This is a genomic window from Dorea sp. D27 (assembly GCF_001185345.1).
Lineage (GTDB): Bacteria > Bacillota > Clostridia > Lachnospirales > Lachnospiraceae > Extibacter.
Genome location: NZ_KQ236746.1, coordinates 283,384 through 310,097, shown reverse-complemented (window position 1 = coordinate 310,097; position 26,714 = coordinate 283,384). Strand labels below are relative to the sequence as shown.

24 protein-coding genes and 1 pseudogene are annotated in these 26,714 nt (G+C 51.2%); 5 read left to right on the top strand and 20 right to left on the bottom strand.

All coding sequences use genetic code 11. The annotated features are described in order from the left end of the window. Nucleotides 1–16: 16 nt before the first annotated feature. Nucleotides 17–2,131, bottom strand: a complete 2,115-nt coding sequence (locus HMPREF0980_RS15165; RefSeq protein WP_242847422.1) for a sensor domain-containing phosphodiesterase — start codon at nucleotides 2,129–2,131, stop codon at nucleotides 17–19. A gap of 78 nt (nucleotides 2,132–2,209) precedes the next feature. Continuing rightward, nucleotides 2,210–3,256 (bottom strand): M23 family metallopeptidase, encoded by a 1,047-nt coding sequence (locus tag HMPREF0980_RS15160; RefSeq protein ID WP_049729928.1) that lies wholly within the window; start codon nucleotides 3,254–3,256, stop codon nucleotides 2,210–2,212. Nucleotides 3,257–3,370: 114 nt separating this feature from the next. Between HMPREF0980_RS15160 and HMPREF0980_RS15155 the strand changes: the two genes are divergently transcribed. After that, entirely contained in the window at nucleotides 3,371–3,952 is a 582-nt protein-coding gene (locus tag HMPREF0980_RS15155) for a manganese efflux pump (RefSeq protein WP_049729927.1), read from the top strand. A gap of 288 nt (nucleotides 3,953–4,240) precedes the next feature. Here the strand turns inward: HMPREF0980_RS15155 and HMPREF0980_RS15150 are convergent, their stop codons facing one another. The 7 genes from HMPREF0980_RS15150 to fliB form a co-directional block, all read right to left on the bottom strand. Continuing rightward, nucleotides 4,241–4,858, bottom strand: a complete 618-nt coding sequence (locus tag HMPREF0980_RS15150) for a manganese catalase family protein (RefSeq protein ID WP_049729926.1) — start codon at nucleotides 4,856–4,858, stop codon at nucleotides 4,241–4,243. Continuing rightward, nucleotides 4,858–5,313 carry a spore coat protein CotJB gene (locus tag HMPREF0980_RS18725; RefSeq protein ID WP_084002851.1) on the bottom strand — a complete coding sequence of 152 codons (456 nt, stop codon included), beginning with the start codon at nucleotides 5,311–5,313 and terminating at the stop codon, nucleotides 4,858–4,860. The genes HMPREF0980_RS15150 and HMPREF0980_RS18725 overlap by 1 nt, the downstream gene beginning before the upstream one ends. 99 nt (nucleotides 5,314–5,412) lie before the next feature. Then, nucleotides 5,413–6,435, bottom strand: coding sequence for a sensor histidine kinase (locus tag HMPREF0980_RS15140; RefSeq protein ID WP_084002849.1), 1,023 nt, complete (start codon nucleotides 6,433–6,435; stop codon nucleotides 5,413–5,415). Then, nucleotides 6,422–7,108 carry a response regulator transcription factor gene (locus HMPREF0980_RS15135; protein WP_049729925.1) on the bottom strand — a complete coding sequence of 229 codons (687 nt, stop codon included), beginning with the start codon at nucleotides 7,106–7,108 and terminating at the stop codon, nucleotides 6,422–6,424. The genes HMPREF0980_RS15140 and HMPREF0980_RS15135 overlap by 14 nt, the downstream gene beginning before the upstream one ends. Nucleotides 7,109–7,117: 9 nt before the next feature. Continuing rightward, on the bottom strand, nucleotides 7,118–9,190 hold the full coding sequence (locus tag HMPREF0980_RS15130; RefSeq protein WP_049729924.1) for an ABC transporter permease: 2,073 nt from the start codon (nucleotides 9,188–9,190) through the stop codon (nucleotides 7,118–7,120). After that, entirely contained in the window at nucleotides 9,180–9,953 is a 774-nt protein-coding gene (locus HMPREF0980_RS15125) for an ABC transporter ATP-binding protein (protein WP_049729923.1), read from the bottom strand. The genes HMPREF0980_RS15130 and HMPREF0980_RS15125 overlap by 11 nt, the downstream gene beginning before the upstream one ends. 27 nt (nucleotides 9,954–9,980) lie before the next feature. Beyond that, nucleotides 9,981–11,177: a flagellin lysine-N-methylase gene (gene fliB, locus HMPREF0980_RS15120; RefSeq protein WP_242847421.1), complete on the bottom strand. Its 1,197-nt coding sequence runs from the start codon at nucleotides 11,175–11,177 to the stop codon at nucleotides 9,981–9,983. A gap of 82 nt (nucleotides 11,178–11,259) precedes the next feature. Here fliB and HMPREF0980_RS15115 point away from each other — a divergent pair. Then, a pseudogene (locus HMPREF0980_RS15115) lies at nucleotides 11,260–12,491 on the top strand (MATE family efflux transporter). Between the two features lie 7 nt (nucleotides 12,492–12,498). Here HMPREF0980_RS15115 and HMPREF0980_RS15110 read toward each other — a convergent pair. Then, nucleotides 12,499–13,134, bottom strand: a complete 636-nt coding sequence (locus tag HMPREF0980_RS15110) for an endonuclease III domain-containing protein (protein ID WP_049729922.1) — start codon at nucleotides 13,132–13,134, stop codon at nucleotides 12,499–12,501. Next, a complete protein-coding gene (locus HMPREF0980_RS15105) occupies nucleotides 13,131–13,649 on the bottom strand; it encodes an O-acetyl-ADP-ribose deacetylase (RefSeq protein ID WP_330375923.1) in 519 nt (172 codons plus the stop codon). Before HMPREF0980_RS15105 ends, HMPREF0980_RS15110 begins: the two co-directional genes overlap by 4 nt. A 163-nt stretch (nucleotides 13,650–13,812) precedes the next feature. On the opposite strand from HMPREF0980_RS15105, the gene HMPREF0980_RS15100 reads away from it, so the two are divergent. From HMPREF0980_RS15100 to HMPREF0980_RS15090, 3 genes are read left to right on the top strand one after another with little or no spacing between them, the layout of a single operon-like run. Further along, nucleotides 13,813–14,034 carry a helix-turn-helix transcriptional regulator gene (locus tag HMPREF0980_RS15100; protein WP_049729920.1) on the top strand — a complete coding sequence of 74 codons (222 nt, stop codon included), beginning with the start codon at nucleotides 13,813–13,815 and terminating at the stop codon, nucleotides 14,032–14,034. Next, on the top strand, nucleotides 14,015–14,461 hold the full coding sequence (locus tag HMPREF0980_RS15095) for a DUF6773 family protein (protein ID WP_049729919.1): 447 nt from the start codon (nucleotides 14,015–14,017) through the stop codon (nucleotides 14,459–14,461). The genes HMPREF0980_RS15100 and HMPREF0980_RS15095 overlap by 20 nt, the downstream gene beginning before the upstream one ends. A gap of 17 nt (nucleotides 14,462–14,478) precedes the next feature. Next, nucleotides 14,479–14,874 (top strand): DUF6483 family protein, encoded by a 396-nt coding sequence (locus HMPREF0980_RS15090; RefSeq protein WP_049729918.1) that lies wholly within the window; start codon nucleotides 14,479–14,481, stop codon nucleotides 14,872–14,874. Here the strand turns inward: HMPREF0980_RS15090 and HMPREF0980_RS15085 are convergent. From HMPREF0980_RS15085 to HMPREF0980_RS15045, 9 genes are all read right to left on the bottom strand, one after another. After that, nucleotides 14,852–16,945, bottom strand: a complete 2,094-nt coding sequence (locus tag HMPREF0980_RS15085; protein WP_049729917.1) for an RCC1 domain-containing protein — start codon at nucleotides 16,943–16,945, stop codon at nucleotides 14,852–14,854. The two genes, HMPREF0980_RS15090 and HMPREF0980_RS15085, sit on opposite strands and share 23 nt — an antisense overlap. Further along, a complete protein-coding gene (locus tag HMPREF0980_RS15080; protein ID WP_084002843.1) occupies nucleotides 16,946–18,601 on the bottom strand; it encodes a helix-turn-helix domain-containing protein in 1,656 nt (551 codons plus the stop codon). 140 nt (nucleotides 18,602–18,741) lie between these two features. Further along, on the bottom strand, nucleotides 18,742–19,554 hold the full coding sequence (locus HMPREF0980_RS15075) for a DNA-3-methyladenine glycosylase family protein (protein ID WP_049729916.1): 813 nt from the start codon (nucleotides 19,552–19,554) through the stop codon (nucleotides 18,742–18,744). After that, nucleotides 19,551–20,333, bottom strand: coding sequence for a peroxide stress protein YaaA (gene yaaA, locus HMPREF0980_RS15070; RefSeq protein WP_049729915.1), 783 nt, complete (start codon nucleotides 20,331–20,333; stop codon nucleotides 19,551–19,553). Before yaaA ends, HMPREF0980_RS15075 begins: the two co-directional genes overlap by 4 nt. Nucleotides 20,334–20,336: 3 nt before the next feature. After that, on the bottom strand, nucleotides 20,337–21,218 hold the full coding sequence (locus HMPREF0980_RS15065; protein WP_049729914.1) for a DMT family transporter: 882 nt from the start codon (nucleotides 21,216–21,218) through the stop codon (nucleotides 20,337–20,339). Further along, complete coding sequence (locus tag HMPREF0980_RS15060; protein WP_049729913.1) at nucleotides 21,205–21,459, bottom strand: TfoX/Sxy family protein; 255 nt, start codon at nucleotides 21,457–21,459, stop codon at nucleotides 21,205–21,207. Before HMPREF0980_RS15060 ends, HMPREF0980_RS15065 begins: the two co-directional genes overlap by 14 nt. A 34-nt stretch (nucleotides 21,460–21,493) precedes the next feature. Beyond that, nucleotides 21,494–24,703 carry a UvrD-helicase domain-containing protein gene (locus HMPREF0980_RS15055; protein ID WP_049729912.1) on the bottom strand — a complete coding sequence of 1,070 codons (3,210 nt, stop codon included), beginning with the start codon at nucleotides 24,701–24,703 and terminating at the stop codon, nucleotides 21,494–21,496. A 171-nt stretch (nucleotides 24,704–24,874) separates the two neighbouring features. After that, complete coding sequence (locus tag HMPREF0980_RS15050; RefSeq protein ID WP_049729911.1) at nucleotides 24,875–25,534, bottom strand: YkgJ family cysteine cluster protein; 660 nt, start codon at nucleotides 25,532–25,534, stop codon at nucleotides 24,875–24,877. Next, nucleotides 25,524–26,609 carry a helix-turn-helix domain-containing protein gene (locus HMPREF0980_RS15045; protein ID WP_049729910.1) on the bottom strand — a complete coding sequence of 362 codons (1,086 nt, stop codon included), beginning with the start codon at nucleotides 26,607–26,609 and terminating at the stop codon, nucleotides 25,524–25,526. The genes HMPREF0980_RS15050 and HMPREF0980_RS15045 overlap by 11 nt, the downstream gene beginning before the upstream one ends. Between the last annotated feature and the right edge of the window lie 105 nt (nucleotides 26,610–26,714).

Below are 26,714 nucleotides of genomic sequence, written 5' to 3'. Positions count from 1 at the left end.
CCTTCCGGCCTATACGTCAATATAGATAGTCTCTTCCATACTTGTCCAGAAATTCTCCTATCGGTATCGGCTCGGAAAAGAGAAATCCCTGTCCGATATCACAGTGGTAGCTCTTTAGAAGCTCTCGCTGTTCCTCCGTCTCTATCCCTTCGGCGACCGCCGTGATGATTCCCAGCTCCTGGCACATCTGAATCGTGTGTTCCAGCACGATGCGCGAGCGTCTGTTCGTCATGATATCCCTGATAAGGCTCTGATCAATCTTAAGCTCCTTGAATTCCAGTCGGGCGAGAAGCGACAGATTGGAATATTTCGTCCCGTAATCGTCCAGAGAGAATGCAAATCCGTGATCTTTAAACCGCTCCATCAGTTGTCCCAGCGCCTCTGCTCCCATCCTGCTTATGCTCTCCGTAACCTCGATCGTCAATAGTCCGGGGGCGACCTGATACTTTCCTCTTATCCTGGCAAGGCTTTCTATGATGTCTATCCCCATCAGGCTGATTCTGGAGAAATTGACGGCAATCGGAATCATACGGTATCCTTTTTCCTTCCAGTTATCCAGAAGCCTGCACACCTCTTCGAACACATACAGATCCAGCTGCTGGATAACCCCCTCGGCCTCATACAAAGGGATGAACTGTCCCGGCATAAGAACTTCCCCATCCCCCGTCCGCCTTCTGACAAGCGCCTCCGCGCCGTACAGTTCTCCTGTATCTATATTTACCTTCGGCTGCAGGTACACTTCAAATTCGCCTGACGCAATTTCTTCTACAAGCCTTTTGGCAAGCATCTCGTGATAGGAGTTTTTCCCTTCTACGCCATTGCCATAATAGACCTGCTTCTCGACATACATCATGTTGTCGCTGTATCCAATCTGCTCTTTGACGTCCACGTTGCCCACACGATAATTGATTCCCATGGAAAAGTCACACATACAATCTTCCTGCTCAAACCTCCGCAGACGCATAAGACGGTTGTCAAACTCGCTCTGGCCGCCATTGATGAACAGGCAGACAAACTCGTCTCCCCCGACACGGTATGCATTTTCCGGAAATATTTCAGACAGTCCGGATGCCACATTCTGGATGATGCAGTCTCCGTACTCATGTCCGTATTTGTCGTTAGATGCCTTCAGCGAATTGATGTCGATAAACACGACGCCCAGCGAATTAAGCTCCGTATCCTGCAGCTTCTCAATCGTCTCTATATAAAGGTTGCGGTTCCCAAGTCCGGTCAGGGTATCTCTGTAGCTCAGCTTCCGGAAGTTATCGAGCATATGCCGCTTTGTTATGTCATTTTCTATAAAGTACGGCACAGACTGGAGCAGCTTTATCTGTTCCGTGCCACAGGTAGGATTATCCACACCGATGAATCCCATAAGCGCCCCCTCCTTCCAGAAGGGCGCTGCCATGAGCTTCTCAATCCCCTGGGAGGCAAGGAGTTCATAATCCGCCGAACCTTCCTCCACAAATTCACATAGGGAATCAACATAAAATTCACCCCTGGACTTGAATGTTTCAAGCCATACATCCACCACGCAGATGGGAAGCTTCTGCAGATTGTCAATCTGAGGCGTAACACCCTCTCTGCACCATTCATAAGAATTTGACACTGTCCGTGCATCGTAATCTATCTCAAATATATATGCACGCTCCGCCTGATAGAATTCGCCGATTATACGCAACAGCTTTTCGATAGCCGTATCAATCTCCGTATGTTCCGACAGCGTATGAATACATTCCACCAGCGTCTCTTCTACAGACAGCTGCCGCTCCAGTTCAAGGTGCTCTGCCTCAGATTCTGTAATGTCCATGCTGATTTCCAGCCGCATGCTCCTGCCGTCAATCTCTATCAGCTTATCTTTCAGTTCGTAGTGTTGTTTCAATATAGGATTGTAATGTTTCCATACATGACAGCCATTCTTCTTCAAATACTCGTTCGTACAGAACGGACACGGACTATCCAGCCCCTGAAGGACTTTATAACATTTGTCCCCGATGCACTTACGGTCGATGTCAAACTTTTCCATCAGCGCTTTGTTCATATACACCAACTCATAGTTCTCCATATCTGATATATATACCATGTTTTCACTTTCATCTAATATAAGAGAAGATATCTGATCGTATTCCAATTTGCAGCCTCCTGTCCTGTCCTTCAAATCTGATATAGCTATTATACTCTACTTTCAGCTGGCTGTAAAAGTAATCTTTCACTTGTCTTGGCTGTCTTTTATGTATTTCTCTACCGCCGGATCTTTGATATTATATATGCGCTGCCACTCCTTCGTGGCATCATCCCGTTTTGCCGTCGACTGGTTTCTGTACAGGAACCGGACGAGCGGATAAGGGTCTATCCATATCTCATTGTTCCCTTCCCTCTGGGATTCGTCAAAGATAAGCTGCAGGCCAAAATGCAGATGATACGTGTCGATGTTATTGACATTCTCTTTCGTACTGTATCCTGTACGTCCCATATAGCCGATGACATCTCCGGCCTGCACGACCGAGCCTTCTTTCAACGATTTGGCAAAAGGGAAGTCCTGGCGCAGATGAGCATAGTAATAGTACCGCCTGTTGTCGAAGCTGCTTACTCCTATACGCCATCCGCCGTACTGGTTCCACCCGAGCTCCATCACATAGCCGGACTCCACAGCCACTACCGGCGTACCCACCTGCCCCATCATATCATGCCCCAGGTGGTTTCTCTTATAGCCATAGGTCCTGGATACTCCAAAATCATCATAATCACCGTAAGGGAAGCCTTTGGCGATAGGATGGAAGGCTTTCAGTCCGTATGTTTCTGTATATTTCCCGTCTTCCCCCTGGATCTTGAACGTTCCGACCATGCCGCCGAGCACGGACTCATAAGCCTCATGGTAATATTCATAATACTGCATGTCTTTCGTGAGTGTTTCCATATCGGTCCCGTCCTGGGACAGCTGTTCTGCCAGCGTATCCATGTCACTGGCCTTATAGCTTGTAAAATCGCCCCCGTACTTTGCCCCGAGAAATGAAAGCAGCTCTACCCAGTCCAGATGTGGTTCCTTACCGTAGGTGTCTACATCATACTGGTACGCTTTGTCCAATGCCTCATAACATACATTAAACTCCACCCATTTGATATAGTCATCTTCCTTCTCATTTGCCACGGCGGCCGTCTTCTCCGCGTTTGCCCTTCCAAATAGAAGCGCGGCGGCAAGGACAATCAGAAGCAGCTCGGCGGCAATGCCCTTCGGTGATATAACAAACTTACGCATACATGCTCCTGTATAACGGATTCCTAACAGTCTATGACATGGGACAGTTCCATATGCCGCCCTTTTGAATATATTAGTAAAAAGAGTATACACCTAAAGTCAGGAGCAATGTCCATGCACCTTATATCATCTATACTGTTTGCATTGTCCGCCAACATAGACACCCTGATCGTCGGAATATCCTATGGTATCAAAAAGGAGCGCGTACCCTTTGCTGAAAATATTGTCATCAGCCTGATTACATTTGCCGGAACGATATTCTCCATCTATATGGGACTGCAGCTCACCTTATTCATTCCGGCCAGCGTCACCCAGAGAATCGGCTGTGTCGTCCTCATCATCCTTGGCCTGTATTATACGGTAAAATCCATAATAGAGTACCGTCAGGGCAAGCTGCCGCCGGATGACTGGGATAATCCGGAGGCAGAACCGCCGGATAAGACAATATCTCTGAAAGAAGCAATCCTCATCGCCTGCGCGCTCACCGTAAATAATATGGGAATGGGCATAGGCGCCAGCATCTCAGGGATGAAGCTCATCCCCACCTCCATCGCCACTTTACTCATCTGTATGGTATTCCTGCACGCCGGTAATAAAATAGGCCGGATAGGAGTATCGGGCGCTCTGAAACGGTGGGCCGGACCGGTCTCCGGCATGATACTGATCGTACTCGGGCTGTACGAGATGCTGCTATAGCATCAAAGCCCAAAAAAATAAGAACCAGAATGTACACCTCTTTTCCTTCCGGTTCTTATTGCCTACATATATCTTTCTGAAATCTTCCAAACACTTCGTAATATTATCCTTCATCCGGTAATTGCCCGTTATTCTCTTCCGCCGAATCCAGGCAGACACTGCCCATCTACTTTTCTTGCAATAATTTCACTGACTTGAAGACAAAAGGATAAGGCTGCCCTCCTCCATACACGCAATATACATGCATGAAAAAGAGCAGACTTACCGCTTCACACCTGTTCTGGCCTTCTAAAGCTTACCGTGGAATTTGTCTTTGTCAAATTCAGGGTTGAAGTAGTAGAAATTATTGCTGTCCAGCTCGTCCTTCGTCTTCTCCAGCGCCTCGCCGAAACGCTGGAAGTGGACAATCTCCCTTGTACGCAGAAATTTAAGCGGTTCTCTTACTTCCGGGTCCGTTATCATGCGCAGCAGATTGTCATAGACGGTCCTGGCTTTCTGTTCTGCGGCCAGGTCCTCGGTCAGGTCAGCTATTGCGTCGCCCTTGGACTGGAATTCCAGCGCCGTAAATGGAACAGACGCTGCGGCCTGCGGCCAGAGCGCTGTCGTGTGGTCGATATAATAAGCGTCAAAACCTGCTGTTTTGGCCTCTTCAATCGTAAGGTCTTTCGTCAGTTGGTATACCATGGCACAGATAATCTCCATGTGGGCCAGCTCTTCTGTCCCGATATCTGTCAACAGGCCGCCGACCGCCTTGACCGGCATCGTATACCTCTGAGCCAGATATCTCATGGAAGCGGACAACTCCCCGTCCGGACCACCGTACTGGCTTATGATCATCTGCGCCGTCTTCGGGCATGTCTTTGTAATCTTAACCGGAAACTGTAATCTCTTCTCATACTGCCACATTATACGCACGCTCCTTCCCAGGGCATCGGCCCAGTCTGCCAGCAGAATCTGCCGTCCTCTTTCTTACCACAATACGGAATGCACTCACGGGTAAGCGGGTAGAACTTTTCTGCAAACTGTTTTTTCAGCGTCTCCCTCTCCGTAAGCTTCTGCTCAAACAGGCTCAGCGCCTGAGCCTCAGCGCCATGGGTGTCAAGGTATAGTGTCAGATCATCAATTACGAAGCTGACCTCCGTTATCTGTGTCATGAGCTGTTCTCTTTCTTCCTGTTCCGGCAGCTTCTTTTCCGTACCGAACAGGGCACTTTTCTTATTGCCTTTGTCGCTGTCCGTCGCAAAAAACGGCATATCCAGCGCTTCAAATATGGTACCGGTGCACAGTGCTTTCTTATCATCATATATCTCACCGTAGTCCTGCATCGGTATATTGGCAATTGCTAAATGTTCTTTTGACATAATTTTCTCCTTTCCTGTATATACTAAATACTTGCCAGCTAAAAGTTTGCTGCACTTTTAGTATCTGCATAAAAAGGAGAGTTATATTGGTAATATAAGTTACAATGCCAATGTAAACCGCGTTCCTTTTTTATAGGATGACTGCACATCGATACCAATCTTAAGTTCGTCTGCAAGTTGTCCTGCAAGATACAGCCCCATGCCGCTCGACTTCTTCCTCTGGCCTCCGGCGTCTCCGGAAAATCCTTTGTCAAAGATAAACGGCAGGTCGCCTTCTCTTATCCCTGCTCCATTATCCTCCAAGATTAGTAATAATTTCTTATCTGCAGCGGACTTTCGGGTTGTTATGACAAGCTCCGGACATGTCACATCCCTTCTTGTATATTTGATGGAATTACTTACGATCTGGCTTAAAATAAAGCAGAAGCTTTTCCTGTCCGTATACACCTTCGCATCGGCGACATCTGCCGTAACCCGGAAGCCGGCCTCATGTAGGAGCATTTCATATTCTGACAGCACTTCGCCGATGCACTCAGCGACGCTCACTTCTTCCAGCAGGTAATCTTTGTGTACCGCTTTCAGCCTTGCATATATCAATATCCGGTCCACATATCCCTGCATCTGGTTCCTGGCATACTCCAGCCGCTTATGAATATCCGGCTCTATCTCACCCTTCCGGTTGTCGAGGAGAAGCGTCATAAGCGCGAGCGGCGTCTTAATCTCATGCGCCCACGACTCGATGAATTCTTCATATCCCTCAAGATGACCCGCCTGTTCCTGCAAGCGTTCCTCTTTTCCCCGCAGCAGTTCTGCCGCCAGCCGGATTTCCCGGCGTTCCCTCGCGCTCAGGGCGCTAATCGCCTCTTCTTCCTGCTCCTTATCCGGGCGGTTCAGATATTCAGTTACTGCATCTTCACACCGGCTCTCCCTGCGGCACGTCCATACGGCCGCTGCCCCAAAAAGAAGGACAGAAAATAAGAGAATAAGCCCAGCCAATTCCCAGAACGCCCGGATATCCGCCAGCCAGAGGAAGAGACCGAAAATAGCATCCGAGATGAGAAGCAGCCCGAGCCATATCTTATAATCCATGCATCTTTCCCATATGTTTCTAATCTTCTCCATCTGGTTCCCTTCCTGCCAGCCGATAGCCTATGCCTCTCACCGTCTCTATCCTTCCTTCCAGAGAAAGACGGGCAAGCGACTTCTTAAGTCTCGTCATGTTGACCTGCAGAGCATTTTCATCGATGTATTCCGTCGTTCCCCAAAGCGTCTCGCTCAGCTGCTCCTTCGTGGCCGCCGCCTTTGTGCTGTTCATAAGCTGTTCCATAATCTTCCCCTGATTCTCCGGCAGCAGGATGGACGAGCCGGATGCATACAGCGTATACGTGTGCGTGTCCAGAGACAGGTCCCCAAGATGAATGATATGTTCCCTCCCCTCATACCGGCGCAGCAGATTCTCTGCCCTGGCGAGAAGGCGTTCCTTGCGGCACGGCTTCGTCAGATACTCGTCGGCTCCAAGGCGCAGCGCCCTCACCTCATCGTTCAGATGGTTCCTTGATGTCAGTACAAGCACCGGAATGCTGCCGTGTTCCTTTAGTTCCATACATATGTCAAACCCGCTTTTCCCCGGAAGGTTCAAGTCCAGCAGCACAAGGTGGGGCGCATGCCTGCGAATGAGCTCAGACGCCCTGCCGAAATCCGTAATGCAGACTACCTCATATCCTGCCTTCTGAAATATACATTCCAGCTCTTCTCTCATAAATGTTTCATCTTCTACAACCGCTATCTTTTTCATCTGCTCCCCTCAATCCGTCCGCTCATTTGGCGGGCGCATCATCTCAAGAATATGGCGCCTTCCGGCCCGCATAACTACCGTAATATACACATACTCTACGATGCCGAGAAGGCCTGCCATCAGAAGCGCGGTCCAAAACATCTGGCCGGTCCTGCTTTCAAGCCCCGACGGGAGTATGCCGCCAAACAGCGAGCTGATTCCAAATATACTGCTTATGGCCGCCGTCACTACGGTCAGCGCAAAGTACCATCTGATCTGCGTGTCCGAGGAACGGCAGACCTCCTTGCTTCCACTGCCCAGCATCATAAGCATCCGGTATCTCCTCCTGCTCTTTTTCTGCTGCATCAGATATTGTACGCTTATGACCGTATTGGCTATGACGAGAAATATAGCAGCAAGATACAGGCTTACATAAGCGGACGCCACATTGTAGAACATCTGCCTCCCAAGGCCCTGCAGATACGTCTCATATTCCAGGTCCGTGTTTTTCAGCAGGCTGTTCACCTGCATCACCGCCTGGAGAAGGCCCTTTTCTTCCACAAGTTCTTTCTGTACAGAAGCATTCCAGTATGTGCTCGTCTGCTCCTCATCAAACAGCCGGTCAAATACTGTGTCCGTGACAATCAGCCCGAGGTCAATCGTCATGAGACGGTCCGCCACAAAATTGTCCGTGTACAGTGTGCCTGATACCCTGTACTGTTCCCCGTCTATCGCAAGATACGTACCCATCCTGCACACTTCCTCTACCGTCTCTTTGTATCTGTCATCTGAAAAATCTGCGTCAGAATAAAGTGCTGTCTCGTTGTCTTTCAGATGAATCGCATCCTTACCCGCCATCTTTCGAATATCGTTATATCCCGACAGTGAGATTATATACGGAGAGGTAAAATACTGCAGATTATTGTTGAGCTTCTGCTTTTCCTCCGTATCCTTCAGCCTGCCGACCGCTTCTGACAGCTGTGCCGTCTCAAATACATGCTCCTTGCGCTCTGACCCTTGGGTTTCCTCTTCGGTATACAACAGGCTTACTTTCACACCAGACAGCCCCGTGAGCATATCTTTCAGTTCCGGTGTGGCCAGCTCACTCCGGATATGCCTCTCTTCCCCTGTAAATGTAAAGTCCACGGCATGGCCTTCGTCACCTTTCGTCACCCATCCGACTGCAATGCCGTAAGCAAAGCATACGAGGGCCAGCAGAATCAAAAGAGAAGATACGGCCATGGACCTGTGCTTCAGGAATACGTTCTCCTGAAGCTGCCGGTACGTAAACGTAGAGAGCCCTTTCCTGCGGCTCTTGTTCAGAAAAGATTCAAGCCCCTTCCCCAGACCGGAAAAGAGCAGGAATGTCCCTACTGTTCCGGCGGTTACTGTCGGCGCCATCATAAATATGTTCTTCCAAGCAAGCCCGGCAATTGCCATGCCATAAGCGGCAAGAAGGAGTAAAAGCCCGGCCAGGAGCCGAAGCGCCGCATACCGGCCAGTCTTCACGCTCTGCTTTTCTTCCTGCCCCTCTTCCATCAGACTGCTGATTTCCTGTCCTGCTATCTTTCTGCTCAACATGAGGAAGGCGAGAATCTTTACGCCGAAGAAGCCCACGGCAGTCCACAACACTGCCCCCAGGGAAAAGGAAGGCTGATGTCCGAGAATCCCAAGACCCACTAATCTGGAAGTTATGAGGCTGACCATCTCAGAGAGAAAGATTGATAGAGGCAGGCCGGCCAGCAATGCCAGCATACTGTTCCACATATCCTCCGCCATCAGTATGCCGAAGAGTCTTCTTCGCTTCATCCCAAGCATCAGATAGATTCCAAATTCCCGGTTCCTGCATTCCAACTGGTACTTGCCCGCAAAGTAAACCAGGAAGAAGATGAGGAACAGCGAAAATACATACAATACCGGTACCAGACCGAGTAGGCGGTTCACCGCATCGCTCTCCATCGTGTACAAAAACTGTATCACATTCTGGCCTTCCAGTGACAGTATCATGTAGAATAATACGACCGCAACCACGAGAGAACCGAAAAATATGCTGTTTTCCTTGCGGTTCCTCTTGCTGTTTCTCCTTATCATATCAAAAAACATCCGCGCTCCCTCCCAACTGTGCCATAGCTGCAAGAATTCTTTCATAATAGTTCTTCTGGGATTCCTGCGGAAATTCTCTTCTCAATTCGTGGAAAATATACCCGTCCTGCATAAACAGAATGCGGGAACAGTAGCTGGCTGCCCCTGCATCATGGGTAACCATCAGGATAGTACGGCCGAACTCACGGTTCAGCCCGTTAAGCTTCTGCATAAGCGCTCTTGCATTTTCCGTGTCAAGCGCGCCGGTAGGTTCATCGGCGAGCACGATGCCAGGATCTGGTATGAGCGCTCTGGCTGCCGCCACTCTCTGCTTCTCGCCTCCCGACATCTGGGACGGAAACTTATCCAGCACTTCCCTGATTTCCAGATAGTCCACAAGTTCCTGGAACCGGTCTGCTTCTAACCCCTCTTCTTTTCCGTGTATCGCCAGCGGAAGCATAATATTCTCCCGCCCGGTCAGATTGTCAAGCAGTTCAAAGTCCTGATAGAGATACCCGATGCGGCTGCCTCTGTATGCAGCAAGGCGGCTGTCATCGAATATGCCGATGTCCTCGCCGTTGAGTAGAATCTTGCCTTCCGTAGGCTTTAAGGCGGTGGCGATGCAGTTCAGAAGTGTCGTCTTGCCGGAACCGCTCTTGCCCATGATGCCAAGAAACTCACCTTCCAACACGTCGAACGTCATACCGTTAAGTGCTTTTGTCATGCTGCCATGCTTTCCAAAATGCTTGCGCAGGCCCTGTACCTGTAATATTTTCTGCTTCATAATTATCGTACCTCCCATCTACAGGAATTATACCGTATATGGCGGCACGAAACCACTTACATAAGATGTAAGGTTTGCCGGTACGATCTCCATGATCCTTTCCATCCGCTCCAAGTTCTTGTCCGAATGCTCAATCTCTCTCGAATAACGGTAGACGGTCTCTATGACATCTTCCGAATCGAGCATCTTCTCATTCTTCATCCATCGCGCCATGAGCATCTCTTCTATTACCATGCGGCTTACTGCCGCCAGTTTCGCTTTGGCGCTGATTCTGCCATCATATGCCGCCCCACAGAAATAAGTGAAGATAAAGTAGACAAGAAGCTGCTCCGCCTGTATCTCCCACTCCGGCATCCGTTCTTTCAGCCATGTGCCGAATTCCAGGCATATCCCGGCGTAGCTGTCCGCCGTTCCCATATGGAGGAACGCCCTCGTCTCGTCCAGACAGTTCTTCCAGTCTTCAAGCAGCAGTTCCAGCGTATCAAGGCAGGAAAAAAGCTTCATCATAAAGGGAAGGCGTGCGCGGATCCTTCTTCCGTCCGCCTCCCATGCGGCTGCTAATGTGCCTTCCCCGTTCCCGTATGCGCAGAACAGTTCCTGGCAGGAGAACAGCATGCCATCCGTATGCCTCTTCTGCACGGCATCGGCAAGAGAGAGCATCTGCTCTTCTCTTTGCTCCACCGGAAGCGCCCGGTTCTTAAGCAGGTCCAGCACCACTTCCCTGGCATCGGCCAGCACAGAATATAACAGCAGGTCGAAGTCCCCGTAAGACTCTTCCCCCTCCTTTTCATACGACAGATATGCCACCGGCTCTCTTCGGTTCATAAGTATCTTTGCAACGGCAGGGCACGACAGAGACAGCGTAATCTCCCGGACGCCTTCAAACTCTTCTATGTGTCTCGGGTAGAGCCGGCACGTCCTGCACAGGCTGTTTTTCCCCAGTTCTGCATACATGTGGCACAGATTATCTTCATCCAGAAATGCACAGCGCTTTCCTTCCTTCTGCCGGAATACCGCCCGGTTCCAATGGATGGACTTACGCAGCTTACGTCCCATCCTGCCCCGGATACGGGCATATCTTCTAAGTGATCTGCCATCTATGGCTATCTGCCATCCCGCACAGCATGTGTCTTCACATCTGTCTGCGGCACATCGGAAATGTTGATAATAATCTGGTATCGTATATCTCATATCGCTTAACATCCTTTCAAAATCTGTCGACATCCTCCTGCCTTTCATGATATAGTATCGATGGCGCAGCCGGAAGCGGCGCCATCGATTGCAAGGTATAATATACAGAAAGGTTATGGGACAATGGCACGGGGAACGCAGTCCGATTGTTTTCGGAACATTTTTTCAGCAGCTCTATAATACGGTAGACACAATCATCGTCGGACATTTCGTCGGCAAAGAGGCGCTGGCAAGCGTGGGAGGCTCTTCCACACAGATCATCAATCTGATTGTCGGCTTCTTTACCGGCCTTTCTTCCGGCGCGTCTGTCATTATCGCTCAGTTTTACGGAGCAAAAGACAGGCACTCCCTGAGGCAGAGCCTGCATACTGCCTATGCATTTTCTGCAGCGGGAAGTATCGTTATCGGTATGCTTGGATTCTTACTTGCACCAAGGATGCTGGCATGGATGAATACGCCTGCCGAGCTTGTAGCAGACTCCACCACGTACCTGCGTATCTACTTTGCAGGCATCCTCTGTACTACCTGATCGTGTGCTGCATCCTGAACATCGTGCTGGACACGGTATTTGTCGTCGTCTTCCACATGGGTGTGGCAGGCGTGGCAGCAGCCACCTTAGTGTCACAGGCTGTAAGCGCCCTGCTGGTGTCGTTCAGGCTCATCCGGGGAGAGACGATGCTTAAGCTTTCTCTGACGCAGATCCGCATCCACGGTCCAATCCTCCGATTGCTGCTGCGCATCGGGCTGCCTGCGGGCTTCCAGTCTGTCATGTACAATATCTCCAACACGATGATCCAGGCAGCGCTGAACGGGTTCGGGACCGACACGTCGGCGGCATGGTCGGTATATAACAAGCTGGACGGGCTGTTCTGGATGATGAGCGGTGCCTTCGGCATCGCCATTACCACATTTGTCGGCCAGAATTACGGGGCAGGAAAGACAGACCGGGTAAAAAAGAGCGTCCGTGTCTGCCTTTGCATCGACTTGCTCTTTTCCGGAATCCTTGTCATCTTTTTCCTCGTTTTCCGCATGCCACTTTTTGGCATCTTCACGACAGACGCAGAAGTCATGCGGCTTGGTTCCTGGATGCTCGGTCTCATTACGCCGTGCTATATCTTCTATGTATTCCTGGAAGTGCTGTCCGGGGCGCTGCGGGGTATCGGAGATGTCATCATCCCCCTTATCATTACGATGTTCGGCACCTGCCTGCTGAGAATCATTTGGGTCGCGGGGGCGCTTAAGATACATCCCGCCGTTGATACGGTCATCTTCAGCTATCCGGTGACGTGGATCATCTCGGCGGTACTGTTCATCCTCTATTATTCGTACCGGAAACGGAGGCTGTAGTGTTGCCCTACACGCCTTCCTTCCTGCAGATATCTGCCAGACAGCACTTATTGCAGAGCGGCTTCGTCCTCGCCGTGCACACGTCACGGCCATGGTAGACGAGGCGGTGGCAGAAATCGCTGCCTTCTTCCGGAGGAATTATCTTCCAGAGCGCCATCTCCACCTTTTTCGGCTCCTTGATACCGTCCACAAGCCCCATCCGGTTCACAAGACGGATGCAGTGCGTATCTGTCACGATAGCAGGCTTGCCGAACACATCGCCCATGATAAGGTTGGCGCTCTTACGCCCCACGCCCGGAAGCTTCAGCAGCGCGTCAAAGTCTTCCGGTACCTTTCCGTCATATTCCTCTTTCAATATCTTCATACAGGCGCTGATATCCCGCGCCTTGCTCCTGCCAAGGCCGCACGGTCTTACAATCTCTTCTATGTCTTCTGCGTCTGCGGCAGCCAGCGCGTCCACGTCGGGGTATCTCTTATACAAGTCCTCTACGACTACGTTGACTCTTGCGTCCGTACACTGAGCCGCAAGACGGACGCTGACGAGCAGCTTCCACGCATGATCATAATCCAGCGTACAGCCGGCGTCCGGGTACTCCTTTTTCAAACGTTCGATTATCTCCAGTGCTAAGTTCTTCTTTGTCATACTGTTCCTCTTTTTTTCATCAATTCATTGTATATTTGGAGGCTTTCGTCGTCAAACAGGACAAACACCACCTTCTCTATCTTTCCGGGATGCTCTTCCAGATATGACTGTACCGTATGTACCGCAATCGCGGCAGCCTCTTTCTTCGGATATCCGTAGATACCGGTGGATATGGCGGGAAACGCGATGGACGCAACCCGTTTTCTAGCCGCGGCTTCCAGTGAATTCCTGTAGCAGGCCGCCAGCACCTCTGCCTCTTTCTTCTCGCCGCCGCGCCAGACGGGACCTACCGTATGGATTACATATCTGCCCGGCAGCCGGTAGCCTCCGGTCACCCTCACTTCACCTGCAGGACAGCCATGGAGCGCTCTGCATTCTTCCAGAAGCCCCGGACCTGCTGCTCTGTGAACAGCCCCGTCTACGCCTCCCCCTCCGAGAAGGGAAGAATTGGCGGCATTGACTATCGCATCTACATCTGTAAGTCTGGTAATATCACCTTTTATTACATGTATCATGGTCATCCTCCTTTTCTGTGAAGTGGTTTCTATTCATTTTAATCTCTACCTGTCCTAATGTCAAACGACAATCCGCTTTTCCGTAATATAAACATTACATAATGCAATATATAGTTGACATCCATATTTTAACAGTCTATACTTGAGGTAAAGGAGGCGGGAGATGAAAAACAAAAAGATGAAACTTGCAAGAATCAATAAGGATATGTCCCAGGAGGACCTTGCCAGACGCGTGGAAGTCACCCGCCAGACGATTGGTATGATAGAGGCCGGGAAATTTAATCCGTCGCTCAAACTTTGCATCGCAATCTGCCGGGCACTCGGCGTCACTTTAAATGATTTGTTCTGGGAGGAGGATGAAATATATGAAGAAAGTAGTAGATGAAAGACAGGAACTGGAAATCATGAAGATAGAACGCACCGGATTCTGGGTGCTATTTATTGCACTGGCTGCAGATATCCTGCTTAAAGTATTGTTCTTTCACGTCCCGGTACGGAATCTGATCGGGGAACATATCGCCTTTCTTGCGGGATGCGTAACCATCATCATCGGATGTGCAAAGAGAGGGCTGTGGACGAATTATTCTGTACCGTGCGCCAAAGACTATCTTATACACAGCCTTGGAGGAACTGTTATCTTTACGCTTCTGTTCGCAGGCGCCATGGCTCTGCGGGATGCCAGGCATCTTGCCGGTATTACGCTGGCCTTTGCAGCCTTTATCTTTCTTCTTATGTTCGGGGTGCTGGCAGCTATGGGGGCATACATGAAAAGAAAGCAGAAAAAGCTGGATGAAACTTATGGAGATGATTAGATTCAGGAGGTAGCGCGATGGATTTTGAACAAGATTATATTATGAGGCTGGTCAAAGACCTGGTACGCTTTCTCATGCAGCTCATCACAGGAAAGCCCCAGTTCCGGTATGAGACAGACATAGAGCAGCCCTCGGCGTGCGGTGATGATTATACCCGCATCATCGCCATGGCTGACGCAGGCAGAATCAACGAAGCCGAGAACCTGCTCTATGAGAATCTGGACCGTGATAACGAGGACTATCTGCTGATGGGCCTGTCCTTCTACTCACATATCAACGACTTTGATGACGATTTCCTCCGGGAATCGGATTATTCCAGAGATGAGATCAGGGACGGCATCGAAAGCTTTATAAAAGAGTACGGTATCACAGGGCTTGAGGCCTTCCTGCCTAATCTATCTGCTGTACCATGACACGGGTGAATACTTCGTCTCCCTCCGGCACAAGGTTCTCTCCACATGCACGGACCTCACCGTCCGTCTGCTGGATGTACATCCGGTAACCGATATAAGGGAGCGGCTCTTCCCGGTCATAGAGCGGGTACTGTTCCGGCGAACGGTACAGGAGCGCATCAATCCAGACAGCCTTCACCTTCTCCCTGGCCTGTACCGGCTCCGGCAGAATCGTACCTTCCGATACGGGGATGCCACATTGTCCGTACGTATTGTCCCCCCACGTCCAGAGCACGTTGTCATCACTGAGCGCAGCCATCGTGTTCCTGCCGGCGGTGACATATTTCATATGTGCCAGCTGCTGTTCCCATCCGTCATAGGAGGCAATGGCCGTCCCTGCGATATCCTTAAGCGTCCCGCTGCACCAGACGGTACCGTCTTCCTTCAATACAGCCACCGCCTCCTCGCTGCAGCTTACGAAGCGGACATGATCCATCATCTTTGTAAGCCTCATCGTGCCTTCCGTGCCCGGAATGTCACCTGTCCCCCAGAGTTCAGCCTTATCATTGATATATACCATGAAGCTTTTTCCGAGCGCTACATGTCTTGCGTCTTCCGCAGTCTCATATGCCGGGTAGAACCCCTTGGCATTTAGATGCCCTTCTGTGTCCCCCCTGCCCAGTTCACCGTGTTCATTGGCAGAGATTCCATATAACGTCCCATTCTCTATATAAAATCTGCTGTCATAGTTGACAGCGTTGTCACTGTAGCATTCTTCAATACGAAGCTCAGAGGCCCCAAGATTCAGCCCATCTTTGTCCGGCGTGTCCACGTATTGCACGAGGGCCTCCCCGGCAGCCTTCGTCTCTTTCTTCTCCTGCTCCAGCTTTGATGTAGAATACAGTCTGTCTCTTAGGATGTCACCGGGCTTCAAGCTTCCCGAATTATAGTTCCATAGGAGCAGGACGATGAGCAGAATCTGCACTGCAAGCGCAGCCGCTGTCCGTATCTTTCTGCCTTTGACAGAACCAGAGATATCAATGTACTGGAATCCGCTGCCACAGTATTTTTTCAGGCGGTTCCGTAATACGGCCTGCTCGACTTTTGGCATATCCCCTTTGAATATAAAATTGTTGTTGACTGCAAAAAAGCGCTCTCCTTCTTTTACCTGTTCCAGCTTCCCCAGCGGCAGTCCGGTGACGTTGTTATGCGTGTGGATGACAAACTCGTCTCCAGACAGTTCCACAACGGTCTTTGCCTCTTCCGGGCGGTTGCCATAATTCTTTTTCATCGCCTTCACAGACAGCCAGTACACCAGCTGCCGAAACAGTGTAATCAACAGGAAGGTTCCCACGATGAGGCACATACAGACAGTGACTGCCAGCATGGGACCCATAATGTTCATATACAACAGGGCAGCTGCCAGGATGCTGATAAATCCTGCCCTCTTTTCTGAATAATAATACCGCAGTTGATAGAGCGCGTACAGCGCAGACCATTTTGACGCCTGTTCTCTGTCGCCTTCGCGCCAGCCAAACTCTATGCGGACCTCTTCCTCTTCCGGATGCAGGTTGCCCGTATACTTGTCCTTGCAATGCTTTTTCAGCCAGTTTCTCAGAGAAAGCATCTCATCTCTGCCGATATATTTCTTCTCAAGCCGCAGTCCTGTCACAGTGCTGCAGATGTCAAAAGCTTCCTCACTTTCCACGACTGAGGATATATCCGAATAGTTGATGCTCTGCTGCCGGCCGTCGCTATATTCGACAAAAAGGTAGTCCGGGTAGAAGGTCCCTTTCAGGCTGTTCTGTTCCCGGCTTTTCATCAATGCAGACAGCTTTTTTCCGGAAATGCCGTAGCAGAGCCGTACGGTAACGAGCACGGCGGCTTCTAACGCGGCCGCCAGTACGGCCATCTGAAGCACCGGACGCCAGTCGGACAGTATACCGGCTGCATGCAGCAGCATAATCAGGAGCAGCACCCCATACCCGATTACAATCACGAAGCAGTCTATCCTGCTGTTATGGCACTTCTCATAACGCTCTCTGTAATTCGCGGGAACGGTATCATATATAAAAGTATCTGTCTTCTCCATCTATTGCCCCTCCTGCCTCTCACCTGGTACAAAGTAAGAATACTCAGGGTTTCCTGCCGTGTCCCTCTCCTGCTTCACCGGTGGAGCTTCGAGTCCGTACGCCCCATCGGTTCCATAAGGCACCTGATATGCAAGATATACGCCTTCTCCCTGCATGATCCGATAGTTGGCCGTCATATCCAGCTCCTCCTCTTCCTTGCTGTAAGGATCTGAATATACATCCGTCGAATCTATCTGCACGAGACAGTCATACCTATCTCCGGCCATCATCTCAATATGGGTGATATTCCTTGTGACGTCAATCCCGTTTACCGCATACTGCTTGTCGTTTTCTTCAAGCGCGCACCTTGCCGCCCAGAATATATCATCCGTATCCGCCGCCACCTTCAGATACCCGAGCTGGCTGGACTGCAGCTGCGCCAGGGCCGGGTCCTTCTGCAGTATATTCTTCATATCCTCAGCCAGCGCCCTGCCGGATTCTTCTTCATCCGGTACGGTACCCGTATCACTTTCAAATGTCTCCGGCGCCTCCGTTCTCGTAAAATGCATCGGGGCGGTTTTGTCCATGGACACTCTGCACAGCGATATCGTACCTCCGTCTTCCAGATAGCCCTCCTCCCCGACTACGCAGTTTTCATCCAGCACGATGGTCCACTGCGGGAGCCCGTCCCGGCACAGGGCAATGGCAAGCGTTCCAAACTGTACACAGTCTTCAAACCCATATATCTCTTCCCCATCTCCTTCTGAGGATATGACGATGCCGTCTCCTGTCGTCTTTATCTTCCAGCCCGCAATATTCTTCCCTTCACTCGTCCAGCTTCCGGTAATGATATTAGATACATAAGGGGTGGTGATTCCATCACCACGGTCGCCGTACGTCATCACATACTGATGGACCTTGCCGTCATCCGGGGACCCATATGTAACCACACATGCATCATCTGCCAGCCACTGTATCTTCATGTCCTTCTGAGACGTATATGGAAACTGGTCGGACTTCCGGGCAAACAAGAGCATCTGATTGCGATACGTCGTCACAAGCCCGGACTTTTCTTCATACTTCAGCACGAGCATATGCCGGTAATCCGGCGACAGGCTCCATACCGCGCCTCGTCCCTTCGTCTCCCTGACGCCCACAGCGAGCACCCCCAATAGGACCGCGCCTCCCGTTGCCGCCGCTCCAATCCGCACTGCCCGGTTCTCCCAGAAGAAGAGGATTACTGCCGCTGCCAGCAGGACGATAAGCAGCATATTCACAAGATACGGCAGGAAGTCCGAGATATATTCCATCTGATATGCCTTCCCGGCCGTAACATACGCAAGCTGCATACAAAGGAGAAGCAGGGACGGTATGGCACATACGATTCCCGCTGTTTTCCTCTTCTTCCTGCGCCGCACCTCTTCTTCATCGGCTATGCCTCTGTCATTGCTGCCGCCTCCGGTCCCGCGCTGCTCGCCGTCCAGCAGTTCGTCCACGCTTATCTCCAGTATCTGGCACAATTGCTTGAGCATGCCTACATCGGGCAGACCGCCCCCAGTCTCCCATTTAGATACCGCCTTATTCGTTACGCCCAGACGTGCCGCGAGTTCTTTCTGTGTCAGCCCCACCGCTTTGCGCCTTCTGGCAATCAGCTGCCCGGTCTTATTATAATCCATGCCATGCCTCCAGTCTGCTGACGCCTATAATGTCCCGCCAGCTCTTGTATATCATGATAGCAGATGCCGCTTTCTTGGCAATACACGCAGCGTTCCACCGAGTCTACGCAGCGTGGACTTATCCCCGCATCCGCCCAATATCAAGGCTTTCCGTTCAATTCGTAGTAAAAGATGTACTGCTGCATCACGCCCCGATATCCTTTATAACGCCTCTTCGGAAATCCTCTGCGGTAGTGCCGCTTCAGTGCCTGGCTGATATGCGTATCCACCGGAAACGCATCCAGCTCATGCAGCGCAAACAGGCAGATACAGTCCGCCACTTTCTCACCGATTCCATATAATTTCAGCAGTTCTGCTTTCGCCTCAGGATAAGGGAGGCTTCTGATGTAATCCAAATCCACCTCACCGGATGCTATGGATCTGGCCGTCCGCACGACATACTTGCTCCTGTATCCAAGGTTGCATTCCTTCAAATCATCCTCTTCGAGCTCTGCGAGCGCTTCCGGGCGTGGGAAGGCATAGTACGTGCTCCCGGAAAGCGCCTCCTTTTTCTCTCCGTACTTCTCGCAGATATTGGAGATGCACTTTCGTATACGGGTAATATTATTCTGTTGGGATATGAGAAAGGAGGCTGTCATCTCCCACAGATCCTGCCGCAATATCCGGATGCCGCTGCCAGCCTCAGCCGCTTTCCTCAGGTACTCGTCCTTCGTATCTATCCTCTCTATGTATGCCCCATAGTCATTCTCCAGATCAAAATAATCTCTCCAGAATGCCTCAAACTCCTCCTCCCCGCAATAAAACGTACACAGATCCTCCTCTTGGGCCACTTCCACATACCGGTCGCCGGCTATGACAGAATATGTCCCTCCTGCGGTGCGCTCCATGCGGAAGCACTGCCCGGATGCGCAGATCTGGCCTATATCAAAATGGTCCGTTCTTTTCGTAATCATGTGAGTGCTTCTTCCTTTTCTCTCGTCTCCTTTAAAAACACGAAGGTGCTGTCATCCGAATACGCTTTCCGGAAACGGTAGCCCAGCCCATTGAACTTCCTGACATCCTCTGGGCACCCGGCATTACTCTCCGCAAGGAAGCGCACCATCTCTCCCCTCGCCATCTTGGCCAGCGTCCCTTTTTCTATCACCTTCCCGCCGGACAGTTCACCGAATACGCAGGTCACAAAGGCAACGTCCTCACGCACATATTTTGAAATGCATCTGCTGTATTCTTTTGAAGCCAGGTTCAGAATCATCTGGTCTTCCGCAAATATATCCTCTGCCATCGTCCCTCCCCAGTAGCCATACAGGGAATCTAGTCCGGGACACCCTTTATGCCCTCCCATCCTGGCCTGCATCTCCAGCCGATAGGGGACGACGCCGTCAAAGGGACGCAGCATCCCGTAAAATGCGGACAGTATCCTCAGGTGCTCCTGGAGATAGGCAAATGCGCCTTCATCCATAACAGCAGGCGCCATATACTGATATTGGATTCCTTCATAAGAAAGGATGGCGGGCGTCAGGTTCTTATACAGATCCATATCCTGAAACCGCCTGTAGTTCAGCTTGGCTATCCTATCGCTGCATTTCCATATCTCTTTGCACTGCTCGTAGGTAAGAGACTTCATATATTCCATCAGATATTCCGTTTTGTCTATGTAAGAGGGCAGGCCGCAAGGTGCAAATGCATCGTTGTCCACCCTCATCTTCTTAGCCGGTGATATGATTATCTTCATGTCTCATTTCCTGCTTTCTAACTTATCTTGCGTATTCACTTCATTCAGAAAGGCGAAGCCTATAATCATCGCTCCCCCTGCTATCTGTGGCACGGTAATGTTCTCTCCCAGTACGAAAAAAGAGACGAGAATCGCCACCATAGGGTCGATATAGCTCAGTATCGCCGCCTGCTGCCCACGAAGGCCGGAAAGGGCGGCAAAATACATGCAGTACGTGATACCTGTGTGGACGACTCCGACAACAAGCAGCAGCGCCGCCCCTTTCGGGTCGATTCCCCCTATGGCAAATCCGCATGTGAATACGACGTAAGGCACCATGATGACCATGGCTGCTCCAAACTGGAGCCATGTCCGGACAAGCCCGTCAATATCACCGAGCAGCTTGTTAAAAAAAACGACCCCTGCATAGCAGACAGCCGCGCCAAGGCCGTACAACGCACCGACCGTATCATTGCTTCCGCCGCCGCTGACTCCGATGACAAGGATAAGCCCCGCGGTGGACGCGGCGAAACAGACCGCCTGCTTTACCTTAAGTTTCTCACGGAAGATGGCAACGCTCAGTATGACAATCAGTGTAGGGGCAAAATAATAACACAGAGTAGATACCGCCACGCTTGTGTACCGGTACGCTTCAAACAAAAGTATCCAGTTGAACGCAAGCGCGGCTCCTGATCCGAACAGCATCCGTATCCGGCCTTTAAAACTTCTGATATGTTCTAGCTTCCCGCTGGCCGCTGCTGCCACGGTAAGCATGAGAAATGCCGCCACTGCCCTCCACAGGGCTATCTCTGCGGACGGCAGATGGATATGCTTCACGAAAGCTCCGATAGTGCCGAAGATTATCATGGACAGAATCATCTGTATCCTTGCTTTACTTTGCAGCATGATAGAATTCCTTCAGCTCCGCCTTGACCTCCGGGGGCAGGTCGCGCTTCTTGATGCCCCTGACAGCCCCTTCAAGCCCCTGCAGCCTCTGGATGCAGGCCGAGTCATCTATCGCCTTGATCTTAAGCCAGGCCTGCTTGCTGCCTGTCTCTCTGAGCTGTCTGGCCGTCGTGATACCAACTTCGTTCAACTGCTGCTCTACCACCGGACCTATGTTCGGCAGACTGGATAATTCACCCATACTTGTACCTCCTGTCATTATAGTGCTGTTTCCATTATACATCATCTGTCCTTTGTCCTCCACCAGAAATATTCTCCATGATAATATCGAACAGGCTCATCTGATGACCTGTCACCTCTTTCTTCTTTTTCTGAACCTGTTCCCTTGCAAATATTGGGTCAGGCATGCCTTCTACAAATACGGAATCCTCTCCCGACGAGGTCAGTATGAGCTCTTCTTCGGCTCTGGTCATACCGACGTAGAACAGCCGCCGCTCTTCTTCCATGTCAGCCGCGTACCGTTCGCTTTCAAGCGGCATCTTTCCTTTCCGGACGCCGAAGATAAATGTAACCGGATACTCCAGCCCCTTGGAGCCGTGCAGCGTCATAAGCGTGACCGCTCCGGAATCGTACTGCCTGTCTCCACAGCGCTTCAGGTCGCTTTCCACACCAAGGCTCAGCGCATCGGAGAGTTCTCCCATATCTTTATAGAATACGGCCATCTGCGACAGCTTCTTCATCGCCGGATTGTCCAAAGCCTGAATCTCCTGCATCCACAGCCCCAGAAACTTCTGCGGCTTTTCCTTTGCATAGAGCGGCCGGTACTTCTCTGCCATACGCCCGAATACTTCTTCTGACACCGGATTCCTGTCCAGATTCCACAGTATCTTCAGACTCTGTTCTTTGGCATGCCTGTCATGTTTGTCTGCAAGATACCGGAAAAAGAAGAGGCTTCCCCTGACGGTATCCTCTTGAAGGAATGACTCTCTCCCTGCAACGACATAGGGAATGCCTTCCTTCTTCAGACATGTTTCCAGCAGCTTTGCGTCCTGGTGCGTCCGGTAGAGGACAGCGATATCGTCAAAGGTCCTTATGTTCCTCTCTCCCTGGTCACCCGCGGCCTCGTGCGCTTCCAGCATTCCGATGCCCCCTGCCAGACGGTTGATCTCCTTTGCCACGAATATGGCCTCTCCCATCGGAGACATTGCTCTGGCAAGCCGTACTTTTGCGCCGCCTACCCGGTTGGCATGCAGCGTGCGCGCATCGCCGGGATTGCCGGAAATGACGTGAAGCGCTGATGACACGATTTCCGGGGTGGACCGGTAATTCTCTGTGAGCCGGATCGTCTCCAATCCGGGATAGTCCTCCTGCAGCCTTGCAAAGCACTTTGCGTCCGCTCCCCTGAACCCGTAGATAGACTGATCCGGGTCTCCGATGACGAACAGCTCTCTTCCCTTCTCATTCCAAGCCTTCACGAGCCGGTACTGCAGCGGATTGATATCCTGGAACTCATCTACGAACAGATACGTATAGCTCTTTTGCCAGCCGTCCGGCGCCGCCCCGCCTTCGAGAAGCTGCAGTGTCTCAAGCAGCAGGTCGTCAAAGTCTAAAAGACCTCTCTCTTTCAGCCTACGATTGTACACCTGTACTTCTGGGCTCATCTCTTCTCCGGCCAGCCCTTTTGACTTTTCCATGGACGCCTGCTCTGCCAGTCTCTTGCCCGTGATACGGATGCCGGTCTCCTTCGCCGCTTCATCGGCAATCTCTCTCGCTTCCGTCTCATCCGCGACGGAAAACTCAAGTCCCTGCTCCTTTAGATATTCTAGGCAGATTGCATGGAAGGTACCTGCCTTAAGCCTGCCGATCCGACGTCTGCTGCCAATTCCTTTCTGTATCCTCTCTTTCAGTTCACGGGCCGCCTCGTTCGTAAAGGTCACTGCCGTAATCTCATACGGCTTTACATTCCTATGCTCCAAAAGGTACAAAATGCGGGAGACGAGCGTCCTCGTCTTGCCCGTCCCCGGCCCGGCAACGACAGCAATGGTAGGTGCCGGACAGGTCACGGCATATTCCTGCTCTTTATTGAGCGCCTTTCCTTCCACCCTCGCCGGTTCTTTATCCCCCTTTTCCTCTGATTCCATCTCATGCAGAACAGCCTCTTTTTCTGTCGCGGCCTTTCCAGCCGCATCTGCTCTGTCCCTGCTCATGCCAAGCAGGTCAAAAAAGTCCATCTGCCCACTTGTATCTTCTATCTCATGAGGCTCAAACAGCCGGATCGTCCCATATTCCCCGTCGAATCCGGGCACACGGATGACTTTCCCCTCCCGGATCCTCCTGATTCCCTCCGCAATCAAGACACCGGACGTACTGCGTATCTCTTCTACCGGTACTTCCCTCAATATATCAGACTCCGGCCCGAGCCGCTTCAGCATACTGAGATATTCTTTCTGTACTCCTGCGCTGGTCGGGGCATGCCCTACCGATGCTCCAATCACTTCCGGCAGGGGCACAAGACTTTCAAACCGTGCGGCGTCCGCCTTAACATATCCCTCCCCCCGGTCCGACAGCTGATCTACCCTGTGGGATACGCCGATGGTAATCTTTTTTCCACAGACAGGACAGATTCCGTGATATTTGTCCATATCTGCAGGGGACAGGCAGAGGCTGCATTTTCTATGGCCGTCAAAATGGTACTTCCCTTCTTCGGGAAAAAATTCTATCGTACCATATAGCCCCTTTCCATACTGAACAGCACCTCTGAGCCCGGGATAAGACAGCGCGATATCGAGCATATTGGCTTCCCTTCCAAGCTTCGCCGGAGAATGGGCGTCTGAATTGGAGATGAGCTGGTAACTGTCCAGCATGGACACACGCCAGTTCATAGGCGGGTCGGAGGACAATCCTGTCTCCATGGCGTGTATGTAAGGCGACAGGTCCCCAAAGCATTCCTCCACCGTGTCGAATCCTGAGAAGGCTCCGAACAGGGAAAAGTGCGGCGTCCAGATATGCGCGGGTACAAAGATGGCATCGGGGCACAGTTCCAGGACGATTTCCAGCAGGTCATGACAGTCAAGTCCGAGAATGGGCCTGCCGTCGGAATGGATATTGCCTATGGCTTCCAGCTTCCGCGCTATCACTTCCGCGGCTTCAAGTCCCGGAAGCAGTATCAGGCTATGCACTTTCCGTACTCTGCCACCTCTCTTATATATGGAGCTTATCTCTCCTGTAATGACAAAGCGGGGCGTCCGGCCACCTGTGTCCGGCCCGTCTTCTATACGATATCCTTTCTTCAGGACATACAGCCCCTCTTCGGCGGGCATGAGCTTTTCCGCCAGCTCTTCCCTCCATGCCGGATGTGTAAAATCCCCGGAACCGACAATGTGGATCCCTTTCCTCCTGGCCCACAGGTCCAGATATTCCGGAGTACAGTCTTTGCTCGTGGCTCTTGAATAACGGGAATGGATGTGCAGATCTGCAATGTACATAGTATCACCTCTTTACGTAGTTCATCTGATTAATACGATTATACCATGGCTGCACGGATCCGTAAGATGTTTCCTTCCATATCTTTACAATTTTCGACAAAAAGGGACAGCAAAAAAAGACGTGGATACTGCTACTCCACGTCCTGTACATCCGGCTCCCTGCTATCTTCATCAGATGCCAAGCGTTTCTCTTGCCTGGCTCAGCCTGGTGTAAAATTCTTTATAGAAATCATCCGTCTTGTATTCTGACTGGTAGAATGTCCTCAGGACATACAGGTTAAGGATACGCACCTTCTCTCCATCGAGCGTTCCGGCGGCCTCCTGGCAGTCTGTCAGAAATCTGTGCCAGTCTGTAATATACTGCTCATATGCCTTCAGATCCGGCGTGTCAAGCCATTTCTTTACCTTTATCTTTCCCCTGTCCTTCTTCCTGCACTCGTGTATCTGTAGAAAATACCGGAATCCATCTCCCTCATAATACCGTCCAAGCGGAAACAGACGGCATATGCCCGGACGGAAGGAATGGATGCTGCATCTGCCCCCGGCATCGAGAAATACGCAGGCTTCCTCCTGCCCATCCATCTTCACATTCGGAACGATCATGCCGTCCGCTGCATGGAGTTCTATATACCGCTCCATCAGTCCGTCAAAATTTACGGACAGCCCTTTACACAGCCTCTGCATATCGAACGGATCCAGCATGATGGACTTCCCCATCCCGCGGCAGCAGGCAGAGCACCCTTCGCAGTTATGGCAGTCCGCCCGTACCATGTCGTTGGACGAGTACAGCTTCCCGTCAGATATATCCTTAAAGTCTACATTACGTTTCATCTTGTCCAGCACTCCTGTCCGTCCCGCTCCCGGCGGATCGTATCTTCTTCCATTCTTCCGAGTCCCGCAGAAACGCATATCTTCCGTCCTGCTCTATAGTGGATATGAGCGTCTCTTTCATTTTGGCTCCAAGCCTTTCCTCCCCTGCCTTCTTCCTCACATGTCTGTACAGTGGAGAAGAGGTAAAGTCCCACTCCTCTGTCACCGATGCAAGCATGCATCTGAGTGTTTTCAGGCAGTTGTCCCTGTCCTTCTTATGCGTGTACAGCTCGAGCCACGGCAGCTGGACGGTATATTCCCACATGTCCAGGGCACGGGCCGTACTTTCGGCAGTTTCTGCCAGATAGCGCGCGTCTTCGTCCCGGCCTTCTCTGAGCGCTATATCGATGAGGGTTACAAGCACCATACTCAGGCTGCTGGCGGCAAGCATCAGCTTTTGCTCCTCCATCTCCCCCGCAGCCGCAAGCTGATTACGTGCAAGGCAGAGATTCACCTGCATCTGTTTTTTATCATACGCCTGTTCGTCAGGCAGCCTGTCAATCAAAGCCTCTGCCCTGTCGTATTCCCCCCGCCCCATATACCTTGAGGCGAGCATGTACTGCGCCTGGCTGCAGATTGCCGGATCTTCGCTTTCCGATGCCTTTTCATACAACTGTTCTATCTGTTCTTCATACCGTTCCGCCTCTTCCAGATCCCCGTTCATGACGAGTGCTCCATTCAACACCATAGCGCCGTTCAGCACCAGCCTGTCGCTGCCGGGATACTCCCTGATCTTCTCCATCAGAAACGCATAGGCGGCTTCAAACCCGCTGCCAAAGAATATGTCAGACACCTCATTGATTAGTGAAGCCGCTTCTGCCTCCGATAGGTTTTTATGGAAAGACAGCAGCGAGTTTATGTCTGTGTCCAGATATCTTGCGAGCACCGGAAGCAGCATGACATCGGGACAGCTCACACCATTTTCCCATTTCGATACCGCCGCGACAGACACTCCCACGGCATCTGCCATCTGTTCCTGCGTATAGCAATGTACTTTTCTTAAATGTTGTATCGTTTTTCCTAATTGTTCTTTCATGCATCCACCTCCGCCGTTCTGCCTGCTATCTTCATATTACAGCAAAGGCCGGCACATCCACAATGGACGTGTGTTCAACTGAAGGGGGCATTTTTTCAACTATCC

Coding starts and splice junctions, on each gene's coding strand:
- HMPREF0980_RS15110 (WP_049729922.1), bottom strand. CDS start 13,134: ATGACAAAGAAGAACTTAGCACTGGAGATAATCGAACGTTTGAAAAAG.
- HMPREF0980_RS15080 (WP_084002843.1), bottom strand. CDS start 18,601: ATGGATTATAATAAGACCGGGCAGCTGATTGCCAGAAGGCGCAAAGCG.
- HMPREF0980_RS15150 (WP_049729926.1), bottom strand. CDS start 4,858: ATGTGGCAGTATGAGAAGAGATTACAGTTTCCGGTTAAGATTACAAAG.
- HMPREF0980_RS15065 (WP_049729914.1), bottom strand. CDS start 21,218: ATGCTGCAAAGTAAAGCAAGGATACAGATGATTCTGTCCATGATAATC.
- HMPREF0980_RS15095 (WP_049729919.1), top strand. CDS start 14,015: ATGAAGAAAGTAGTAGATGAAAGACAGGAACTGGAAATCATGAAGATA.
- HMPREF0980_RS15060 (WP_049729913.1), bottom strand. CDS start 21,459: ATGGGTGAATTATCCAGTCTGCCGAACATAGGTCCGGTGGTAGAGCAG.
- HMPREF0980_RS15050 (WP_049729911.1), bottom strand. CDS start 25,534: ATGAAACGTAATGTAGACTTTAAGGATATATCTGACGGGAAGCTGTAC.
- yaaA (WP_049729915.1), bottom strand. CDS start 20,333: ATGAAGATAATCATATCACCGGCTAAGAAGATGAGGGTGGACAACGAT.
- HMPREF0980_RS15100 (WP_049729920.1), top strand. CDS start 13,813: ATGAAAAACAAAAAGATGAAACTTGCAAGAATCAATAAGGATATGTCC.
- HMPREF0980_RS15085 (WP_049729917.1), bottom strand. CDS start 16,945: ATGGAGAAGACAGATACTTTTATATATGATACCGTTCCCGCGAATTAC.
- HMPREF0980_RS15130 (WP_049729924.1), bottom strand. CDS start 9,190: ATGTTTTTTGATATGATAAGGAGAAACAGCAAGAGGAACCGCAAGGAA.
- HMPREF0980_RS15160 (WP_049729928.1), bottom strand. CDS start 3,256: ATGCGTAAGTTTGTTATATCACCGAAGGGCATTGCCGCCGAGCTGCTT.
- HMPREF0980_RS15045 (WP_049729910.1), bottom strand. CDS start 26,609: ATGAAAGAACAATTAGGAAAAACGATACAACATTTAAGAAAAGTACAT.
- HMPREF0980_RS15140 (WP_084002849.1), bottom strand. CDS start 6,435: ATGGAGAAGATTAGAAACATATGGGAAAGATGCATGGATTATAAGATA.
- HMPREF0980_RS15105 (WP_330375923.1), bottom strand. CDS start 13,649: ATGATACATGTAATAAAAGGTGATATTACCAGACTTACAGATGTAGAT.
- HMPREF0980_RS15090 (WP_049729918.1), top strand. CDS start 14,479: ATGGATTTTGAACAAGATTATATTATGAGGCTGGTCAAAGACCTGGTA.
- HMPREF0980_RS15155 (WP_049729927.1), top strand. CDS start 3,371: ATGCACCTTATATCATCTATACTGTTTGCATTGTCCGCCAACATAGAC.
- HMPREF0980_RS15125 (WP_049729923.1), bottom strand. CDS start 9,953: ATGAAGCAGAAAATATTACAGGTACAGGGCCTGCGCAAGCATTTTGGA.
- HMPREF0980_RS15135 (WP_049729925.1), bottom strand. CDS start 7,108: ATGAAAAAGATAGCGGTTGTAGAAGATGAAACATTTATGAGAGAAGAG.
- HMPREF0980_RS18725 (WP_084002851.1), bottom strand. CDS start 5,313: ATGTCAAAAGAACATTTAGCAATTGCCAATATACCGATGCAGGACTAC.
- fliB (WP_242847421.1), bottom strand. CDS start 11,177: ATGTCGACAGATTTTGAAAGGATGTTAAGCGATATGAGATATACGATA.
- HMPREF0980_RS15055 (WP_049729912.1), bottom strand. CDS start 24,703: ATGTACATTGCAGATCTGCACATCCATTCCCGTTATTCAAGAGCCACG.
- HMPREF0980_RS15075 (WP_049729916.1), bottom strand. CDS start 19,554: ATGATTACGAAAAGAACGGACCATTTTGATATAGGCCAGATCTGCGCA.